Annotated in this window: 17 protein-coding genes; 2 read left to right on the forward strand and 15 right to left on the reverse strand. The window is 38.7% G+C overall.

The genetic code is table 11. The annotated features are described in order from the left end of the window. Positions 1-861, forward strand: an 861-nt coding sequence (locus tag QZR70_RS02865; protein WP_295792989.1) for a 5-methyltetrahydropteroyltriglutamate--homocysteine methyltransferase, incomplete at its 5' end; no start/stop codon positions are given. Beyond that, on the forward strand, positions 862-1,800 hold the full coding sequence (gene msrB / locus QZR70_RS02870) for a peptide-methionine (R)-S-oxide reductase MsrB (RefSeq protein WP_295792990.1): 939 nt from the start codon (positions 862-864) through the stop codon (positions 1,798-1,800). Between the two features lie 157 nt (positions 1,801-1,957). Here the strand turns inward: msrB and QZR70_RS02875 are convergent, their stop codons facing one another. From QZR70_RS02875 to glmU, 15 genes are all read right to left on the reverse strand, one after another. Then, positions 1,958-2,935, reverse strand: a complete 978-nt coding sequence (locus tag QZR70_RS02875; RefSeq protein ID WP_060924812.1) for a 3D domain-containing protein — start codon at positions 2,933-2,935, stop codon at positions 1,958-1,960. A gap of 429 nt (positions 2,936-3,364) precedes the next feature. Beyond that, complete coding sequence (ppk1, locus tag QZR70_RS02880) at positions 3,365-5,479, reverse strand: polyphosphate kinase 1 (RefSeq protein WP_295792992.1); 2,115 nt, start codon at positions 5,477-5,479, stop codon at positions 3,365-3,367. Beyond that, a complete protein-coding gene (locus tag QZR70_RS02885; RefSeq protein WP_295792994.1) occupies positions 5,469-7,034 on the reverse strand; it encodes a phosphatase in 1,566 nt (521 codons plus the stop codon). The genes ppk1 and QZR70_RS02885 overlap by 11 nt, the downstream gene beginning before the upstream one ends. Then, positions 7,034-8,581 carry a Ppx/GppA phosphatase family protein gene (locus QZR70_RS02890; protein WP_295792996.1) on the reverse strand — a complete coding sequence of 516 codons (1,548 nt, stop codon included), beginning with the start codon at positions 8,579-8,581 and terminating at the stop codon, positions 7,034-7,036. The genes QZR70_RS02885 and QZR70_RS02890 overlap by 1 nt, the downstream gene beginning before the upstream one ends. A 203-nt stretch (positions 8,582-8,784) precedes the next feature. Beyond that, positions 8,785-9,555 carry a TatD family hydrolase gene (locus tag QZR70_RS02895; RefSeq protein WP_295792998.1) on the reverse strand — a complete coding sequence of 257 codons (771 nt, stop codon included), beginning with the start codon at positions 9,553-9,555 and terminating at the stop codon, positions 8,785-8,787. Next, a complete protein-coding gene (metG, locus tag QZR70_RS02900) occupies positions 9,555-11,501 on the reverse strand; it encodes a methionine--tRNA ligase (protein WP_295793000.1) in 1,947 nt (648 codons plus the stop codon). The genes QZR70_RS02895 and metG overlap by 1 nt, the downstream gene beginning before the upstream one ends. Positions 11,502-11,535: 34 nt before the next feature. Then, the gene (rsmI, locus tag QZR70_RS02905; protein ID WP_295793002.1) at positions 11,536-12,384 is read right to left on the reverse strand and encodes a 16S rRNA (cytidine(1402)-2'-O)-methyltransferase; all 849 of its coding nucleotides are present in this window, start codon (positions 12,382-12,384) and stop codon (positions 11,536-11,538) included. Further along, positions 12,374-13,099, reverse strand: coding sequence for a tRNA1(Val) (adenine(37)-N6)-methyltransferase (locus tag QZR70_RS02910; protein WP_295793004.1), 726 nt, complete (start codon positions 13,097-13,099; stop codon positions 12,374-12,376). The genes rsmI and QZR70_RS02910 overlap by 11 nt, the downstream gene beginning before the upstream one ends. Next, positions 13,092-13,937 (reverse strand): stage 0 sporulation family protein, encoded by an 846-nt coding sequence (locus QZR70_RS02915; protein ID WP_119206858.1) that lies wholly within the window; start codon positions 13,935-13,937, stop codon positions 13,092-13,094. Before QZR70_RS02915 ends, QZR70_RS02910 begins: the two co-directional genes overlap by 8 nt. Next, complete coding sequence (locus QZR70_RS02920) at positions 13,938-14,978, reverse strand: DNA polymerase III subunit delta' (RefSeq protein ID WP_105085372.1); 1,041 nt, start codon at positions 14,976-14,978, stop codon at positions 13,938-13,940. A gap of 75 nt (positions 14,979-15,053) precedes the next feature. Then, a complete protein-coding gene (locus QZR70_RS02925) occupies positions 15,054-15,740 on the reverse strand; it encodes a thymidylate kinase (protein ID WP_105085371.1) in 687 nt (228 codons plus the stop codon). A 2-nt stretch (positions 15,741-15,742) separates the two neighbouring features. Then, the gene (locus tag QZR70_RS02930) at positions 15,743-17,224 is read right to left on the reverse strand and encodes an aminotransferase class I/II-fold pyridoxal phosphate-dependent enzyme (protein ID WP_295793006.1); all 1,482 of its coding nucleotides are present in this window, start codon (positions 17,222-17,224) and stop codon (positions 15,743-15,745) included. Between the two features lie 58 nt (positions 17,225-17,282). After that, positions 17,283-17,861 carry an aminoacyl-tRNA hydrolase gene (gene pth / locus QZR70_RS02935; RefSeq protein ID WP_105088962.1) on the reverse strand — a complete coding sequence of 193 codons (579 nt, stop codon included), beginning with the start codon at positions 17,859-17,861 and terminating at the stop codon, positions 17,283-17,285. A gap of 10 nt (positions 17,862-17,871) precedes the next feature. Further along, the gene (locus QZR70_RS02940; protein ID WP_005387130.1) at positions 17,872-18,825 is read right to left on the reverse strand and encodes a ribose-phosphate pyrophosphokinase; all 954 of its coding nucleotides are present in this window, start codon (positions 18,823-18,825) and stop codon (positions 17,872-17,874) included. A gap of 126 nt (positions 18,826-18,951) precedes the next feature. Then, positions 18,952-20,325 carry a bifunctional UDP-N-acetylglucosamine diphosphorylase/glucosamine-1-phosphate N-acetyltransferase GlmU gene (glmU, locus tag QZR70_RS02945; RefSeq protein ID WP_295793009.1) on the reverse strand — a complete coding sequence of 458 codons (1,374 nt, stop codon included), beginning with the start codon at positions 20,323-20,325 and terminating at the stop codon, positions 18,952-18,954. Between the last annotated feature and the right edge of the window lie 58 nt (positions 20,326-20,383).

The following is a 20,383-nucleotide window of genomic DNA, read 5'->3' on the forward strand; positions in this document are numbered from 1 at the left end:
CTTGAACACGGTTATAAATTCCATGGTCAAGAAACAGCGCCTGGTTCCCTCGCACTTACTGGTAAAATCACAGGCACTAACCATCCATTTGTAGAGCATTTCAAATTTGTAAAACAGTTTGAAGATGAACATACTACAGCTCGTCAAACCATTCCTGCTCCATCTCAATTCTTAGCTGAATTATTCCGCGAAGATAATGGCATTACAACACGCTCCTTCTATCCTGACTTAGAAGAGTTAATTCAAGATATTGCTGCTGCATATCGTCAAGTTATTAAAGACCTCTACGAGGCAGGTTGCCGCAACATTCAATTTGACGATTGTACTTGGGGTATGTGCTGTGACCACGGTTATTGGACTGGTCGTCAAAAAGACAAAAGTGTAACTATTGAAGGAGAAACAGCCAAATATTTACGCATTAATAATTTAGCCTTAGAAGGCCGACCTCATGATCTAGCATTCACAACTCATGTATGCCGTGGTAATTACAACTCTACTTGGGCTGCTAGTGGTGGCTATGAACCAGTTGCACCAATTCTATTCGCCAAAGAAAATGTAGATGCATATTATCTAGAATTTGATGATGATCGCTCCGGTGGTTTTGAGCCATTGCGCGAAGTGTCCCCTAATAAAAAGGTTGTATTAGGCTTGATTACGTCTAAACGCCCAGAATTAGAAGATAAAGAAATCATCAAAGAACGAATCAAAGAAGCTACCAAATATATTCCACTCGATAGACTTTGCCTATCCCCTCAATGCGGCTTCGCATCTTGTGAAATCGGCAATCAATTGACTGAAGAAGAACAATGGGCTAAACTTGCATTAGTTAAAGAAATAGCTCACGAAGTTTGGGGTGATTAAATGAATGAACATACTATATATTTAGGTGGCGGTTGTTTCTGGGGCCTTCAAGGGTATATCAGAAAAATCTATGGCGTCATTTCCACTGAAGTAGGCTATGCCAATGGGCCTACGGAAAATCCAAGTTATGAAGATGTCTGTCATGATAGTGGTCACGTAGAAGCTCTAAAAGTTACATACGATGCGGACGTACTCTCCTTAGACCACTTAATTCAATACTTTTTACGCGCCATTGATCCATTCAGTGTTAATAAACAAGGTGGTGACGTAGGTATTCAATATCGAACTGGTATCTACTATACCGATATAGCGGACAAGCCTATTATTGAAAGTACATTAGCACGTGCCCAATCCTTCGAAGGTAAGCCATTTGCCATTGAAGTATTACCTCTATCAAACTACTACGCTGCCGAGGAATATCACCAAAATTACTTAGATAAAAATCCTAATGGCTATTGTCATATTCCACTAGGCCTATCCAATGAACCACTTGTAGATGACAACGCCTATAATAAGCCTTCCGAGGAAGAGCTCAAGGCTTTATCTCCGCAAGAGTTCGAAGTTACACAAAACTCTGCTACAGATGCGCCTTTCAGCCATGAGCTAACTGATGAATTCAAAGCAGGCCTTTACGTAGATATCACTACAGGAGAACCCCTCTTCGTTTCTGCTCATAAATTCGAATCTCACTGTGGTTGGCCTAGCTTCACGAAACCAATCGCTAAGGATGTCATTAAATACTATCAAGATGACTCTCATGGCATGAATCGTATCGAAGTACGCAGCCGCATTGGTAATGCTCATTTAGGCCATGTATTTGAAGATGGTCCAAATGGATCGCTTCGATACTGTATCAATGGATCTGCTTTACGATTTATCCCGAAAGATGAATTAAAAGGTACAAAATACGAATATCTAATTCCATATATTGAAGACTAAAAAAAGACGCCTTAATCATAAGGCGTCCTTTTAGTATACATAATGATGGCTTACTAAGTATGATATATTATGATATATATTTACTAAGCAGGCAATAACTATATAAACCAAATAAAAAGAGAATATATCTATTAGATATATCCTCTAAATTATTATATTAGTCCAATACGTATACTGTAACGTCTTGGCGACCAAAGTCCATAGCCTCACCATAAGAGTCCATTACAAGGTCGATTTTATTACCCACAATAGCACCACCTGTATCGGCTGCAATAGCTTCACCGTAACCAGGAATAAATAAACGTGTGCCTAATGGAATAACATCTGGGTCAACAGCTGCAATACCACGTACTGCAGGTACACCAGTAGCTGTAATACCAGCGCCATCACCATCGCCAGCAAGGTAAGCAGAAGCTTCCATTACAATAGCACGAGATGAGCGACCAGCTATATTACGAGATGTAGTCACTTCACGAGTACCTTCTTTAATAATAGTAGGTACCATTTCGCGTTGTGTTACTTTAGATACGTCATTTGTTTTAATAACCGTACCATTACTATATAATGTTTCACGTTGCACTCGCTCTAAACCAGGTTGGCCAACTTGAACAACCTCTTCTTCACCTTGTGCCATTGTATCATCTTTTTGACGAATTACTTGAATAGCAATTTCTTGATCTACTGTAGACAAGGATCGGCTTGTCACTTGTGCAATTGTAATATGTGTACCACTTAATACAGAACCATTTGCATCGCCTACTACAGCATAATTAGGCATTTTAAAACCAAGTTCATTAGCAACGCCTTGTGCAGTTGTTTCTGTAGTGAAAACAGCTCTAGTCTTACCATTAACAGTTACATAAACTGGAATGGCACGTACAACAGTTAATGTTGTACCATTTTGAACAGATGCTGAGCTGGAAATAACTTTATCATTTGGATTTAATTTAACCCCAGCATCGCGTACGATACCTTCGTTAGAATTTAAATGTGTTCTAACAGTGTGTGCTGCACCATCTACCATAACGGTTACGGTTTTATCATTATAAGAAAAACCTGTCATAGTTACAGCTGTTACAATCAATCCTGCAACAACAGACGAAATATATCGTTTGTGTGTCTTATGAATTCTCATATTGTAATCCCTCCTGTAATGTAACTATTCTACTACAGATAGATATAACCTGTCAAACGCCATAGGTTAACAATAGGAGCTAAATGCTTATAAATACTGAATTTTAAGTTATTATGTTTTCTATATTTTTTGCAAAAGTCCACTGTATACGTACATATCGATATTTTTAAATACTATACAATATATTCCGAATTGTGTACATATATACGATACCACTACTATATATAGTATGTTAGTTTTTTTTATAATATAAATTGTATTTTTATGTGTTTTTGAATTGTTACCAATTTTTTCTACACATCGCAAAACTTCATTTTTATCTCATTTTTAAATATGTATACATGTAAAAAAGCCTGTAAAAACAGGCTTTTTCACTATTATAAAAATGTATTAAAATTCATCATTCAACACTACGTATGAATTTCATTATTAATTCATCTTAAACATTGGTTGTAAACGCTCAATTACGGTCATTGACTCCTTATGCTCATGGGCAATAGCCTCTTTCATAAGTTCTTCTTGAGCAGAAATCGGATGTTCTCGATCATTAATTTTACGATATGAACCATCAGCTCTCATAATATGAGCTTTTAAGGTATCTTCTAAATATAAATCCAATATACCTTTAACGCGCTCCTTATGTCGTTTATCTTCAATAGGAATCATAAGTTCTACACGTTCATTTAAATTTCTTGGCATCCAGTCTGCACTAGATAAGAATAGACTTTCATTTCCCCCATTTCGGAAATAAAATAGACGATGATGTTCCAAGAACCGTCCTACCACTGAACGTACCGTTATATTATCGCTGACACCGGCAATACCAGGTCTTAGTGTACAAATACCACGAACTATAAGATCTATGCGAACACCTGCAGCAGAGGCTTCATATAATTTAGCAATAACTTCTTTATCAAGCAAGGAATTCATTTTACCAATAATATATGCTTCTTCACCTTGTTTAGCGAATTCTATTTCTCGGTCAATTAATTCCATTATTTTTTCCCGCAAATTTAAAGGGGCGACAATAAATTTATTCCAAATTGGAGGATCGGAATAACCAGAAATTAAATTAAAGAAACGAGATGCATCATCGCCATATTCATCGTTACACGTAAATATGCCACAGTCCGTATACATGCGAGCCGTCTTACCATTATAGTTACCTGTAGCTAAATGAACGTAACGTCTAATACCTGCATCCTCTCTGCGCACAACCATGGTAATCTTAGAATGAGTTTTAAGACCTTTCAAACCATAAATTACATGACAACCTGCCTTTTCTAAGCGGCGTGCCATATGGATATTATTCTCTTCATCAAAGCGTGCTTTAACCTCCATAAGTACGGTTACTTGCTTGCCATTATCCGCAGCCTTAATCAAGGATGCAATAATTGGAGAATCCCCACTTACGCGATACAAGGTTTGTTTAATAGCGAGCACATCTGGATCTGTAGCTGCTTGTGCAATAAATTGTTCTACTACAGCAAAAGACTCAAACGGATGGTGGACAAAAAGATCTTGCTTTCCAATAACAGAAAATAGACTTTCACCTTCATAATCAACTAACTCACTAGGTAATTTAGGTTCAAATGGTACATAACGAAGCTGGTCAAGGCCTGGATAGTTACAGAAATTAAAGTACATACGACAATCAAGATGACCATCTATACGGTATACATCCTTTGGTTCTAATTCAACACTGGTAAGCACAAAGTTTAATAAATTATCCTTTACCTCACCACACACCTCTAATCGTACCGCATCACCACGACGGCGACGACGCAAAGATGCCTCTACTTCCGATAGCAAGTCTGTGGCTTCTTCTTCATCGATTTCTAAATCCGCATCACGAGTAATTCGAAACACCATATAATCTTCAATGCCATAACCTTGGAAAAACTGATTTGCGTAATATGTAATGACGTCCTCTAGGTAAACGAATCGATGTTCCTTATTCCCTCGACTTGGGATTTCAATAATACGATCGAGTACAGATGGAATTGGCAAGATAGCAATCTTATAATCCTTAGTACCATCTGGTTGTATTTGAAAGATACGCACAATAGCATTGATGGTATGATTTGTTAAAAATGGGAATGGATGACCAGAGTCAACGGCTAATGGCGTTACAACAGGATAGATATGTTCCTCAAAGTAATGACGTAACCAAGCTTTTGATTTTACATCGAGTAGATCCGGATTAGTAAAGAAGAAACCGTAGTTTTCAAGTTCAGTTAGCACATTGTTTAAATATGTACTTTGCATAGAAACGAGTCGTTGTACAGACTCATCAATGGCCTTTAATTGTGCCTTAGCATCCATATGAGCAGCATCGTACTTAACAATGCCATTCACAACTTGATGGCGTAAACCAGCTACGCGAATCATAAAGAACTCATCTAAATTAGAGCTAGCAATGGCAATAAATCGGAGTCGTTCTAATAAAGGAGTATTTGTATCAATAGACTCTAATAGGACGCGCTGATTAAACTTTAACCAAGACAATTCACGGTTAAAATAATACTTTGCATTATTGAACATGACGATTCCCTCCCCTTACTAGTACGATTTCCATACCAAATACCTCTGTAAAGTATTCAGAATCTCGATTAAAGGTCCACCATTCTAAGGAGATATCCTCATTAGTACGACAGAATACATATAGTACATTATCTCTTTCTTCCAATGTTACATCAGAGATTTTTTGATTGCTCCCCGCATCGAGTGCACAAGCAACACGAATAATTGCTACTAGCTTTGTAACCTGAATTTTTTGTAATTCTGTCAATGCATTGAAATACGCATCGTCATCATTTGGCGTTCCCTTATAGTGGTAATATACAACATTAGCTACTACTTGTTTTTCTTCTTCTGAAAGCCCAAATATATCGGTTCCCATTACGATATGATACGCATGCTCCCCATGATTTCGTAAATTTACAAACTTACCAACCGAGCAAAGAATGGCAGCTATACTACATAAATATCCCCATCGTTCCGGTAAGCCTTTATGGCGTAAAGCATCACAGAATAAAGCGCTAAACTTTTCTACCTCCGCATCATGAATACGGTCTGTATGATATCTGGCGGCCACAGCACGAGCTAACTGTGCATTTTGCTCCCGCAACTGATACATAAATGGATTATTCTCTGACTCTACCCCATAGAACCAACTAATGCCTTGAGAGAATGAAAAGCTACTAAAAATTAATGATTTCGGCCCTATAGCCGTAATAATTTCATTAAACAAAATCATGGTAGGCATTAAAATATTAGCCTTATATTCAGGTAATTTATAACGGTTCATCAACTTTGTTGCAGTTACACCATCAAAAGAATTAATAAGACCTTTAAATCGTTCTGGCTCAACAGTAATGATATCTTCTTTATTATTTTCTTGTCCCATTAAATGAGTCATATATTGCGCTTCGTCACCAGATAAAACAATACTATCAATATTAAAGGTTTGTAGTTCTTCACGGAGTGGTCCAATCATACGATGTAAATATTCCGTAATAGCCCTTGGAAATGATATAGAAGATCGTTGATTTCGATTAAATGACTCCATAACACGTAAGGAACCACTATGCATATTGCGTTGGAACAGTAAGCTTTCACCACGCCAAACTGTTAAACCGACCCCACCAGATGTAATATCTAAGAATAATGTAGCCTTTGTAGGATCAGTTAGATGGTATTGATGTGTCATCTTGTAATATAGCAAGGCGTATTTGTAATATACCTCTTTCGGCATATCGATGACCTCAACACGCATCCCTGTTTGAATATAAATTTGGTCTAAAATACTACGACGATTAGTAGCCTCACGTATTACTGTTGTACCATATAGTTTGGAACGAGTCACGCCATAATCGGCCATTAATTGTTTATATCCTTTTAAAATATGACAGATTTCTTCAATTGTTTTAAAACTCAACCGAGAGGTTTGAAATAATTCTTCCCCAAAGGTTACTTCTCGCGCTGCATAATCGATAACACGTACATCGTCTATGCCTTTATATTCTAATATGGTAATGCTCATGCTACTGGAGCCTACATGTAACACCGCATATCGTAATGCTTTTGGTAATGCCATTATGCCTCCTTACGAGATTCATGCCACTCTATTTCTAATGTTTTCTCAAATTCCTTTTTAAAAGATTTTGAAAGCTTTTCTACAGCAGTTTTTGTGACACTTACATCCCGTCCCTCTAGGTAAAATACCTTTATAACTACACTCGTATATTTAATATTTACCTCTAACCGCTTAATAAATTGTTCATGACTTTCATCAAGAGCCTCTGCTATGGCTAAAATAATGGAAAGTTTTTGCCCTAATAAGCGTTGCTCTTGATCTAGTAATTTACCATATAAGAAATTTTTATATTCCTTTGGTGTCAATCCATGAGAGTTCATCACTAAAAATGCACTAAACGCTTGTTCCACATGGGAAATACCATATAAATTACTATTAACTAACATGTAACAACCATGGCGGGCATGACTATAATAGTTAACTCGTTTGCCTATATCATGCAATAATCCCGCTGCGATTAAGCATCGTCTAAAATTCTTATCCGCCTTATGAAGTGGCTCTAATGCATCATACAAAGTGGTAGCTAATTTCGTAATATACTTAGCATGCACTAGCTCATGCTTTGTCATACTTAGCAGCACATTTTCCGCAGAGTGGACTAAAATATCGTCGATAATTGAATTTCCACCTAAATAATTCTCTCCATAATAATCGTAAAACAAACCTTCCCGTAAACCGCAACCGCCCACAACGAGTGTCTTAGTATTTACATAGTTAAATAGTTCATCCACTATAGTAAGCCCTGCAATGATAATATCTGCACGGTCCGATGATAAACCACTAATTTTTTTACGAGCCTCTAAGGATTTACCTTTTACATCTTCCAAGATTTCGTGAAATCTATGATATGGTAGTTCATAGTTATGTAGTTTCGTAATAGGATAGGATAACTTACGTTGATCTATTTTAGCAATATTACGAGCTGTACCACCTATACCTAATAGAGGTAGTTTTATATTTTGAAGCCACGTATGTTCCTTAATGGTTTTCTTTACGGCCTTCGTCATCTTCTCTAGTTCTTTAGGAGTATACTCATCACCTTTTTGATAGGTTCCTGTTAAGGTTAGAGCCCCTATAGGTAAGCTAACAGCTTTCACGATATGTCGATTTTTTACTAGCGTTACCTCTGTACTAGCACCGCCTAAGTCAAAGATAATAAAATCTTTGAGCCCAATCGTATTAATAACCCCAAGGAACCCAAGGCGAGCCTCTTCTTCACCAGCAATACATTCTAAATTAAGACCAGTTAGTTCTTTTACAGCTTTAATAAAAGCATCTCCATTTTTAGCTAGACGTACTGCAGCCGTAGCAACAGCTTTTATGGTATCTACCCCCATAGCATCCGCCATATGAACAAAGCCTTTTAATGCGCGTAAAGAACGCTCCATTGCCTCTTTCGTTAACTCATGAGTGCCCCACATATTTTCACTTAAGCGGACACTTTCTTTTTCTTGATATATGAGTCGATAACTACCGGTCTTAGAAATCTCATAAATGACAAAACGAACGGAGTTGGATCCTAAATCTATAAATGCAATACGTTTCATGCTACTAACCTCGACTTACTATAGTTCAGTATGAATATACTTAAGTATACCATAGAAAAACGCGATTCTCACCGATATGGGAGAATCGCGTTTTATAATTTATTCTTCTAGTTATACTTGGTGTATTTTGTAATATCTAATACTAAAGCTCTTAGAATTTGACCAATATTATTTACTAGCATACATGATTACGAGCATTCAAGTTATTTAATACCAAATACATGTTTACCATTATTATAGGCAATCTCTGAAAACTCATCAACATCAATGCCTTTAAGACTTGCAATTTCCTCTGCTACAAATTGAGTTTTGCTTGGATCATTGCGACGCCCTCTAAATGGAGGTGGTGTCAAATAGGGTGAGTCTGTTTCAATAAGAATTCTGTCTACTGGTACTTGTTTGGCTACTTCCTTAAGATTTGTAGACTTAGGAAATACTACAGGGCCAGCAAAGGAAATGTAGAATCCTAATTTAATAGCTTCTTTTGCCATTTCCCAACTACCAGAATAGCAGTGAAAGATCCCCCAGTTCTCCTTACCTTCATTGCGTAAGATATTCATAATATCGCCATGTGCATCGCGATCATGAATGATAATTGGTAAATCTACTTCACGAGCGAGTTCTAATTGACGAATGAATACCCGTTTCTGTGTTTCACGGTCAGAAAAATCATAATAATAATCTAATCCGATTTCACCGATAGCGCGGACCTTATCGTTGTTAAGGGCTTGCTCCTTATAGAACTCGTAGTCTTCTTCTGTAAAATCTTTTGACTCATGAGGATGTGTGCCTACAGCAGCATATAAACGATCATACTGTTTTGCTAAAGCTAGTCCTGATTCAACAGTACCTCTATCTACCCCTGGAATCATAATGTATTCTACGCCAGCATCAAAGCAGGCTTGTAACATCTCATCGCGGTCATTATCAAAACGACCATCATTCACATGAGCATGTGTATCAAAGAGTTTCATTATTTAACCACACTTCCTGCCGGTAATAATTCGATATTTGTTACTTCTAAATGTTCTTCCCAATCAGATGCAGACAAAATCATGCCATAAGACTCGATGCCCATCATCTTCTTAGGGGCCAAGTTAGACAAGTAAATTACCTTTTTGCCAACCATAGTTTCTGGTTCGTAATATTGAGAAATACCACTTAAAACTGTGCGCTCTTCAATGCCGATATCCAATACAAACTTCAATAATTTCTTGGACTTAGGAACCTTTTCACAGCTTAGGACTTTTGCTACTCGAAGATCGAGTTTTTCGAAGTCATCGTACGTAATATTTTCTTTCAATGGTGGAATATTAGATGTGTCTACAGAGTTTTCAACTTCCTCTTTAGCAACCACTTCTACCATTTCCGGAATTTCAAAACGTGGATAGATAGGATCGCCTTTTACAACCTTTGTACCTGTTGGCAATGCGCCCCAAATTTTAGCATCTTCTAATGTAGCTTCACCGAAACCAGGAATACCTAATTGATCCCAGATTTTCGGAGCACCTACAGGGATAACAGGGCTTACTAAGATAGCAATGATGCGCAATGCCTCTGCTAAGTGATACATAGCAGATTGAAGACGAGCTTTATCGTTAGCATCTTCAGATTTAGCCAATACCCAAGGCATTGTTTCATCAATGTATTTATTCATGCGACCAATAAATGCCCATACGGATTTAATCGCTTTATTAAGTTCCATATTTTCCATGGATTCTTCAAAGTCTTTTGCAGTTTGAACAGCTAATGCAGATACATCACGGTCCAACTCATCCATATCATCGCATTTTGTAATAACACCGCCATGGTATTTTTCAATCATTGCAATGGTACGGTTCAATAAGTTACCTAAATCATTAGATAAGTCTGCATTGATTTTTGTAACGAAATTAGGCAATGTGAAGTTACCATCATTTCCAAGAGTGATTTCACTTAATAAGTAATAACGCAAGGAGTCTGCACCATAGGTATCAATCAATGGGATTGGGTCAATAACATTCCCCAAAGATTTACTCATCTTTGTGCCGTCAACAATCATCCAGCCGTGACCAAATACCTTTTTAGGTAATGGCAACTCAAGGCTCATAAGCATCATAGGCCAAATAATAGTATGGAAACGAACGATTTCCTTACCTACTAAATGAAGATCTGCAGGCCAATATTTTTTATATAGTTCGCCATTCCCATCAAATGGAGATAATGCACTAATATAGTTAACCAATGCATCGAACCAAACATATACAACATGTTTAGGATCGAATGGTACCTTGATACCCCAATCAAAGGATGTACGAGATACAGCTAAATCTTCAAGACCTTGTTTTACGAATTGAATCATTTCGTTACGACGAGATTCAGGTTGAATGAAATCAGGGTTCTCTTCGATGAATTTCAACCATTGATCTGTATATTTACCGAGTTTAAAGAAATAGCTCTCTTCTTTAACCTTCTCTACAGGGCGACCGCAATCTGGGCAAGTATGGTTTTCACCAAGTTTTTGCTCAGTCCAGAATGTTTCGCATGGTGTACAGTACCAACCTTCATATTCAGCCTTGTATATATCGCCTTTTTCATAAGCTTTTGTGAAGAGCTCTTGTACTACCTTCTCATGGCGTTCATCAGTAGTACGAATAAAGTCATCATTGGAAATATGCATCTTTTCCCATAATGCTTTAAAGCCATTTACGATATTAGTCGTGTATTCTAAAGGTGTAATACCTTGCGCTTCTGCAGCGCGTTGGATTTTTTGACCATGTTCATCAGAACCAGTCAAGAAACGTACATCATAACCAGCTAAACGCTTGAATCGAGCGATTGTATCAGCTACAGATGTACAATACGTATGACCAATGTGCAACTTAGCACTTGGATAATAAATTGGTGTCGTAATATAATACGTTTTTTTTGTGTCTCCCATGATGAGCCTCCTTCTAACCTTCGAATGGGAAGGTTTAACGTTCTACAATATTATATACATCCCGGCGGGAAACGTTAAAACGCTTTGCCACCTGGCGAATTGCTTCTTTTTTAGGTACCCCTGTTTCTACAAGGTCTTGTACAGCATCTACATACGATACTGGTTCATCCGAAACTTCACTAGTATCAGACTCTACTGTATCAGCACCACCTACAATGAGGACGAATTCCCCTTTATACGTGAGCTGTTCCAAATCATTTACAAGGCTCTCTAAATCAGTGCGTACAAAGGTTTCAAACTTCTTTGTCAATTCCCTTGCCACCGTGATAGATCGATTGCCAAAGGCTTCATACATATCTTGTAAGACCTCTTGTAATCGATGAGGTGCTTCATAAAACATCAACGTTCCCGTTACTTGTGAAAGTCGCTGTAGTTCTTCAATCCGATGTTTGCCCCGTTTAGGTAAGAATCCGGCAAAAACAAAGGATTTAGTATCTAAGCCCGATGCAATAAGCGCTGTTAATGCCGCATTAGCACCTGGCAGTGGTACCACCGTTATACCTTCTTCAATAGCTTTTGTTACTAGGTCAGCCCCTGGATCAGATATAGCCGGCATGCCTGCATCACTAACGCAAGCAATAGACTGTCCCTCTAATAAAAGCTCAATAATATAAGCACCTTTTTCGTCCTTATTATGTTCATGATAAGAAATCAAAGGCTTCTTAATATCAAAATGTTTTAATAATATGCCTGTATGGCGCGTATCTTCGGCAGCGATAGCATCTACTTCACCTAAGATACGAACTGCCCGATAGGTCATATCTTCTAAATTACCTATTGGTGTAGGCACTAAATATAAGATGCCCCATTCGTTATCGTTCATACCAAGAGGACACCTCCTTTGTGTACACATTAGGCTTCTCATAAACGATTAGTGGTGGCTCTAACACAAGACCAGCCTGACCTTGATAGAGAGCCTCTATTAGTACAAGTTTCGCAGGTTTATCTATCATACCGTGAATAAAGCGAATTCGCTTAGCTTGAAAGTTAGCTATTTCCAGTTCATGCAGCACATATTGTAAGCGACTAGCACTATAAATCATCCACAAGCGCCCTTTGTACTTAATAAAAGATTGTACAGCCTTCAAAACATCTTCTAATGAGGTATGTTCATCATAAAGTGCCAAGGCCCGTTCTTCAGATGTAGGCTTTGCACCGCTTTCACAGTCATAAAAAGGGGGATTTACAATAACGCCGTCAAAGGGCTTATCTTGGATATCTCGATACGACATATGGCGATAATCGCCGCACAACATAGATACTGTACGACCTTTGTCATTATGTTCTACACTGCGCTGAGCTAACTTGATAAGGGTTTCGTTAATATCAATACCCGTTATATGACCCGCTCCTAGGGATGTGCCTATAAGTGGCATAACACCTGTCCCCGTGCCAAGGTCAACATAGGATTTACGACCATTGAAACGGCAAAAGTGAATGAGTGCAATGGCATCAAAGGAAAAGCGAAACATATCCGTCCGTTGATAAATTTGTAAGCCATCGATAATTAAATCATCAAGTCGTTCTTGATCATTCATCAGGCAATGCCACCTCGGACCATTTCAAATCGATAGTACGGCCTGCTTCGAGCTGTACCTTCACTGTATGTTTATGGTGATTTACCTTTAAGACCTTACCAATACCTTCATCGGTAACGACCTCTTTACCAATCCCAGGAGGTGCTACATCTTGAGGAGCTTGAGGGCGTTCCTTTTTCACATATAGGTCGCCACCCTTTTTATATAAATCATCTTCATAGTTAAGACAGCACATTAAACGACCGCATACACCAGAGATTTTTGTAGGGTTTAGGCTCAAATTTTGATCCTTAGCCATGCGAATTGATACGGGTGTGAAGTCACCTAAGAAATTAGAGCAACATAAAGGTCGACCACAAGCGCCGATACCATTTAGAACCTTAGCCTCATCTCGAACGCCTACTTGGCGTAACTCAATACGTGTTCTAAATACGGTGGCTAAATCCTTAACAAGCTCACGGAAGTCGATACGACCATCCGCTGTAAAGAAGAATATAATTTTATTCATATCAAATGTGTATTCCACATTGATAAGTTTCATAGGTAACTTACGTTTACCAATTTTTTCGAGACAAATTTCAAAGGCTTTTTCTTCCCGTTCTTTATTCTTCTCGATTTGTTTTAAATCTTTTGGTGTTGCCTTTCTAATAACAGGCTTAACAGGAGCTACAACAGTGTCTTCAAAGACCTCTTTAGGTCCGATCACAACAGTACCGTATTCGACGCCACGTGCCGTCTCAACGATAACCCCATCACCAACGGATAGTTCTAATTGTTCAGGCAGAAAATAGTAAATCTTCCCTGCCTTTTTAAAGCGTACGCCAACTATGGTTAGCATTTAGTCCTCCTCCCGAGCATCATGAAGGGCGATACTAAGACCGTCCACCACGAGAGCGGTTTTTATATGTAAACGCAAAGCCCGTTCCGCTTGCAATGTTTCAGTAATGACCTGAGACAATGCTTGCATAGACCAGCGCGGTAATAATCGTAATAATTGAGTTTTGTACATAGGTACTTGTAATTGTCCGTCTTGAGCCCCCATTTTAAGAGCCATCATATCTCTACTTACAAGACGTAACCAATGCATCAATTCTGTTAGACTTTCACGAGGTAAGCTTTCACAAGCTAGAGAAATCATAGAAAACCATCTTGTTTCAAAAGCGAGCATGTCCATTACCTTAACAGCTAACTCTAGCATTTCAATGCGACCTTGAGTAGCCAATTTTTCCACTAACTGTGGATTGCCATGACCGGCTAACAAAGCCTGCTCAATATCACCTGTGATGCCACGTGCCACAAGTGCCGTGCGAATCGTATCTACATCAACACTGTTAAAACCAACGCCCATACATCTTGAAACGATGGTCGGCAATACGGTGTTAATTTTATTCGTAATAATGATGAAATACACCTGTTCTGGCGGTTCTTCAATGGTTTTTAACATAGCATTTGCCATGACTGCGTTAGCCGTATGAAAGTCCTCCACAATAACTACGCGATTACCATTCCCGGCCACAGACAGATGGTCTTGTAGTAAGGAATACCACTGTTCCACCTTTAAGGTTGTCTTCATAGGACGAATCCAAAAGGCATCCCCCTTATCCATATAGATAGGCAAACCTTCTGCTTCAATACGTTTTTCGGTCTCACCATTAGCAAGACGTGCTTCTTTAACGTCAGCTAAATACGATTCTCCCTTGGGTTGAGAGAATACTTGACGTCCTAATAATAAGGATGCCAAACCGATTGCCATATCTAGCTTGCCAAGACCTGCTTCACCATAAAACAAAAGGCTATGTGGCAATGCATTGCGACTTACAAGTTCCGATAGGTGTGCCTTGATCGAATCTTGACCAATTATAGAATCAAAATATGTCATAGCCCCTCCTATCAATACATGCTCAATATTAATATTATATAAGAAAAAGGCGACTTTTAAAAGAGTCGCCCTATCCTAAGGTAGTAGATTTACTACTGCTTGATATACATCGTTATGAATTTCTTCAATGGTGCGCAATGCATATTGACTGGAATCATCTTTTGTAGCACAAGGAATTCGGTGCCATTGATAGCGTTCTACTAGCTCTTCATAGGCATCGTGAACAGCTACTAAATATTGATGATTTCCTTCATGAATATCCCCTGTATTACCGCCCGTTTTACCAGTGCGCTCCGCCATAAGGGCTTCACTCACTTCGAGAGGCATATCTAAGAGACATACCGCATCAGGTGTGGGCAAAGCAAATTTGTTAAATTCAAAGTCTTCAAGCCAATCTAAAAATGCAGTACGTTCCTTTGGATCATTGTATTTAACCATTTGGTGTACCATATTAGACGTCGTATAGCGATCTGCAATAATGATGCCTCCATTTTTATAGAACTCTTCCCAATCAGTTCTAAAGGATGCAAAGCGATCTATGGCATACATGGAGCTTGCCACATAAGGATTTACATCATGCACATCTTTGCCAAATTCTCCAGCTAGATACATTTTTATAGGCATAGCAGCACCGCTATCATAATTCGGAAAGCTTACAGATTTAACTGCATGACCTTCCTTGGTTAATCGCTCTACTAATAGTTTAGTTTGTGTAGCCTTACCGCTGCCATCTCCACCTTCTAGTATGATTAAAGTCCCCATAATTACTCCTGTAACACCCAAATTGTTTCCAATGTCATATCATCAGCCCCATTCGGTACATAACCTAGAGCCTTACGATTCTCTATATATTGTAACACAGACTCACTAATCACTTCACCTACTGCTACACAAGGAATCCCTGGAGGATAATAAGCAATTGTCTCTCCTGCTATACGATGAAGTGCGTCTTGTAACCGTACTTGCTCCCGATTGGCATACATAGCATTACGAGGCGTTACTCTTACAATAGGCTCAGGCAATAAAGCTGAATCTTTGCTAAGGTAATGCAAATTCTCATCCTTCGTATCATTTGATTCATGAGATGTACTTAACACCGTATCGCTGATAGACCGTACAGCTTGAATAAGAGCCGTTATTGACTCTTTTGTATCGCCAATGGTAATGAGTACTAGTACATGATGAGCTTGTACTAACTCCACCTCAATACGATGTTCTCGTAACATCCGTTCAAATGCAACACCTGTAAGACCTAGTTCTTTAGCATCGATGAGTACCTTGGTACAGTCATAGTTTACCACTCGATCTTCTATGTCTCTGTATTCCATAGTAGTAATACCGGAAATCTTATGTAATTCACTACGTAAATATAAGCTCAATTCCACGGTTCGACGAATTAGGTCTTCACCTACTGTAGCCAATTGATGACGCGCCATATCTAAGGATGCCAAAAAAATATAATTTGGACTTGTACTTTGTAACATTTGATGCATTTGTGTAATGCGACGTTTATTAATTCTTTCACCTTGCCCTAATAGCCACGATGTTTGTGTTAATGAGCCTACCGTTTTATGCGTGCTCTGTGCCACTAAGTCTGCACCTGCTGCAATGGCCTCGATAGGTAACGTGTTTGAAAATGGTAAATGTGGGCCGTGCGCTTCATCAACAAGAACAATCATGCCTCGTTTATGCGCTTCTTTCACAATATTTACAATATCGACACCTACACCATAATAATTTGGATACACTAAGAGAATCGCCTTAGCTTCTGGATTTGCATCCATGATTTTAACAGCATCGTCCAACGATACACCTAAGGGAATGCCCCAGCGCTCATCGAATTGGCAATCCATATAGACCGGTTTAGCACCAGATAACACAAGTCCACTAATAACTGAACGATGTGCTTCTCGAGGAATGATAATGGTTTCATCAGGACCTACAGTGCCCATAATCATCGCTTCAATTAAAGCAGTAGTACCATTAATGGAGAACCAACAATGATCAGCTCCATATAACCGTGCTGTTAAGTCCTGAGCCTCTTTTAATTCCCCTTCAGGTTCATGTAAATCATCTAAGGCATACATAACACCTAAGTCATAGGGTAGTGCCGGTCCCATCCAGTCTTTTAGTAGTTGAGGTGCTTCTACACCAATCTTATGGCCTGGTGTATGAAAAGGCACAAAATGTTGTTTTTTATATGATTCTAAGGCCTCTACAAAAGGCATTCTTTCTTGATTACTCATATATACCTCGTAAAAAAGGCATGAATCTCAATGAGACTCATGCCCTTATGCATGTTATTTATCGCTGTGGACGACGCTTAGGATTGAATTGATTCATCCCTTTATCGATGCCCACCTCTAAAGTACCTAAGACTGCTTTCACAGTATCCTTGATACCTTTTTGTACCTTCTCTTGTGATTCTTCACTAAATGGTGCTAACACATGATCAATGACAGTCCATTGTGGTAATGGACGGCCAATGCCTACACGGAAACGTGGAAAGTTTTCAGTGCCTATATGGGAAATCAAGGATTTAATCCCATTATGACCACCAGAACTACCATTTGGTCGAATACGTAATTTGCCTACCGGTAAATCCATATCATCATAAATACAGTACACATCAGATGGGTCAATCTTATAATACCGCATCAACGGACCGACAGACTCACCACTGGCATTCATAAATGTTTGTGGCTTTACAAGCAATACCTTCTCACCATCTACAGTAATACTGCACACCTCTGCACGTTGTTCCTCTTTCCAAGGCGTGTGAGATACGGTATCTGCAATGGCATCGATAACCATAAATCCAATATTATGTTTTGTCGCTTCATATTGCTTGCCTGGATTACCAAGGCCTACTACTAATTTCAAGAATCACCTATTATTTATCAAATAAATTACTTACTGAAACTTCATGAAAGATACGCATAATTGCTTCGCCCAATAATGGAGCTACAGATAGTTGCGTTACATTGTCTAATTTGCAATTTTCTGGTAATGGCATTGTGTTTGTTACGATTAGCTCTTTAATGTTAGAGTTTGCAATGCGTTCACTTGCTGGATCTGTTAATACAGCATGGGTAACAGCAGCCATAACAGATTTTGCACCAAATTCTTCTAATGCTTTAGCACCTTCTACAAGGGAACCTGCTGTATCTACAATATCGTCAACGATGATGCAGTTTTTACCTTTTACATCGCCAATAAGGTTCATAACTTTAGCTACGCCTGGTTCAGGACGTTTTTTCTCGATAATTGCGATTGGCGCACCGATGCGGTCAGCCAAATCACGAGCACGAGTTACACCGCCAAGGTCTGGAGATACAACAATCACATCTTCAAGATTTTTTTCATTAATGTATTTAGCCAAAATAGAAGCACCATATAAATGATCTACTGGCACATCAAAGAATCCTTGAATTTGACCTGCATGCAAGTCAATTGTTACAAGACGTGTAATACCAGATGTTTGCATCAAGTTTGCTACTAATTTTGCTGTGATTGGTTCACGGCCACGAGTCTTACGGTCTTGGCGAGCATAGCCATAGTAAGGAACTACAGCCGTAATATGACGTGCAGAAGCGCGTTTTAACGCATCAGCCATAACCATTAATTCCATCAAATTGTCGTTTACAGGATAGCTAGTTGGTTGAATGATAAATACATCTTTGCCACGTACGCTTTCATCAATCATAATTTGTACTTCGCCATTGTTAAAGCGACCTACAAATGCTTCACCTAAAGGCAAACCTAAATAATCACAAATTTCCTTTGCCAATGCAGGATTCGCATTACCTGTGAAAATTTTAAGTTTTTTGCCGTCTTCAAATGCCATTTTGTTACCCTTTCATTTGTTCCTATACTGGTTACTTATCCATAATCATCCATTACAGATACACACTATTGCCTTTTTATTGTATACTATTTTGCCCTAATTGTGTTAAAAAATTATAATATTTTTTTATTTCTTTTTGAAAGTATCATCAGTTACCCAATTTTCTTTCACAATTTGCTTGCTACGGCCTACGGCTAACGCCTTATCTGGTACATTTTTAGTAATGGTAGAACCTGCACCTACATAGCTATAATTACCTACTGTTACAGGAGCTACTAAATTACTATTACAGCCTACAAAAGCACCATCGCCAATTGTCGTACGATGTTTAACTTTACCATCATAGTTTACAGTAATCGTACCGCAGCCAATATTAACACCAGAGCCTACGTCGCTGTCGCCGATATAGGAAAGATGTGGGAACTTAGTACCTTCCCCAACATTGGAGTTTTTAACCTCTACGAAGTTACCTACATGAACCTTATTACCAAGCACGGTATTAGGGCGCAAGTGAACATATGGACCTACATCTACACCGTCTTTTACTTCGCAGTCATGACCATATGTGAAGTGGATAATCGTATCATTACCTACTTTTACATTCGTCAAACGAGTATGTGGACCAATTTCACAGCGCTCACCAATGACAGTATTTCCTTCGAGGATTGTGCCAGGATGCAAGATTGTATCAGCTCCTACTGTTACCTCTGGAGCTACATATGTATTGGCTGGATCAATAATAGTAACACCAGCTGTCATTAGCTCAACATTTTTACGATGTTTCAAAATAGCTTCGGCTTCCGCTAATTGCAAGCGAGAGTTTACGCCTAGAGACTCTTCAAAGTCCTTTGTCATATATGCGCTTACCTTGTCGCCACCATTTACAAGAATACCAACTACATCTGTGATATACAATTCACCTTGTGCATTATCATCAGATAATTGGTCTAAGCAAGGCCATAATTTTTTACTATCAAAAGCATACATGCCTGTATTAACTTCTTGAACAGCTAATTCCTCTGGTTTACCATCTTTTTGCTCTACAATGCGAACTACAGAACCTTCTTCATTGCGGATAATACGGCCATAACCTGTTGGATCTGGCATATGAGCGGTTAAAATTGTCGCTGCTGCACCAGAATTTTTATGTTCTTCTAACAGTGCTTCTAAACTTTCTTTTGTAACAAGTGGTGTATCGCCACAAAGTAATAAGATAGTTCCGTCATAATCACCAAGTACTGGTTGAGCCATTTTTACAGCATGACCTGTACCATTTTGCTCTTCTTGGCGAACGAATTCAGCGCGATTACCTAAATAATTTTGTACTGCATCACCACCAAAACCAACGATAACAACATCGCGATTTGTACCGATAGACTGAACCGTTTCAAGAACGCGCTCTACCATCGCCTTACCGCCAACCTTGTGCAATACCTTTGGCAATTTAGACTTCATGCGCGTACCCTTACCAGCAGCTAAAATAAGGCTTGCAATATTCATAGTAATCTCCTATCTGTTATCTCTCATATATCTGACTTTTTAATAGTACTTACATCAT

Origin of the sequence: uncultured Veillonella sp. (genome assembly GCF_900545205.1) — a bacterium.
Lineage (GTDB): Bacteria > Bacillota > Negativicutes > Veillonellales > Veillonellaceae > Veillonella.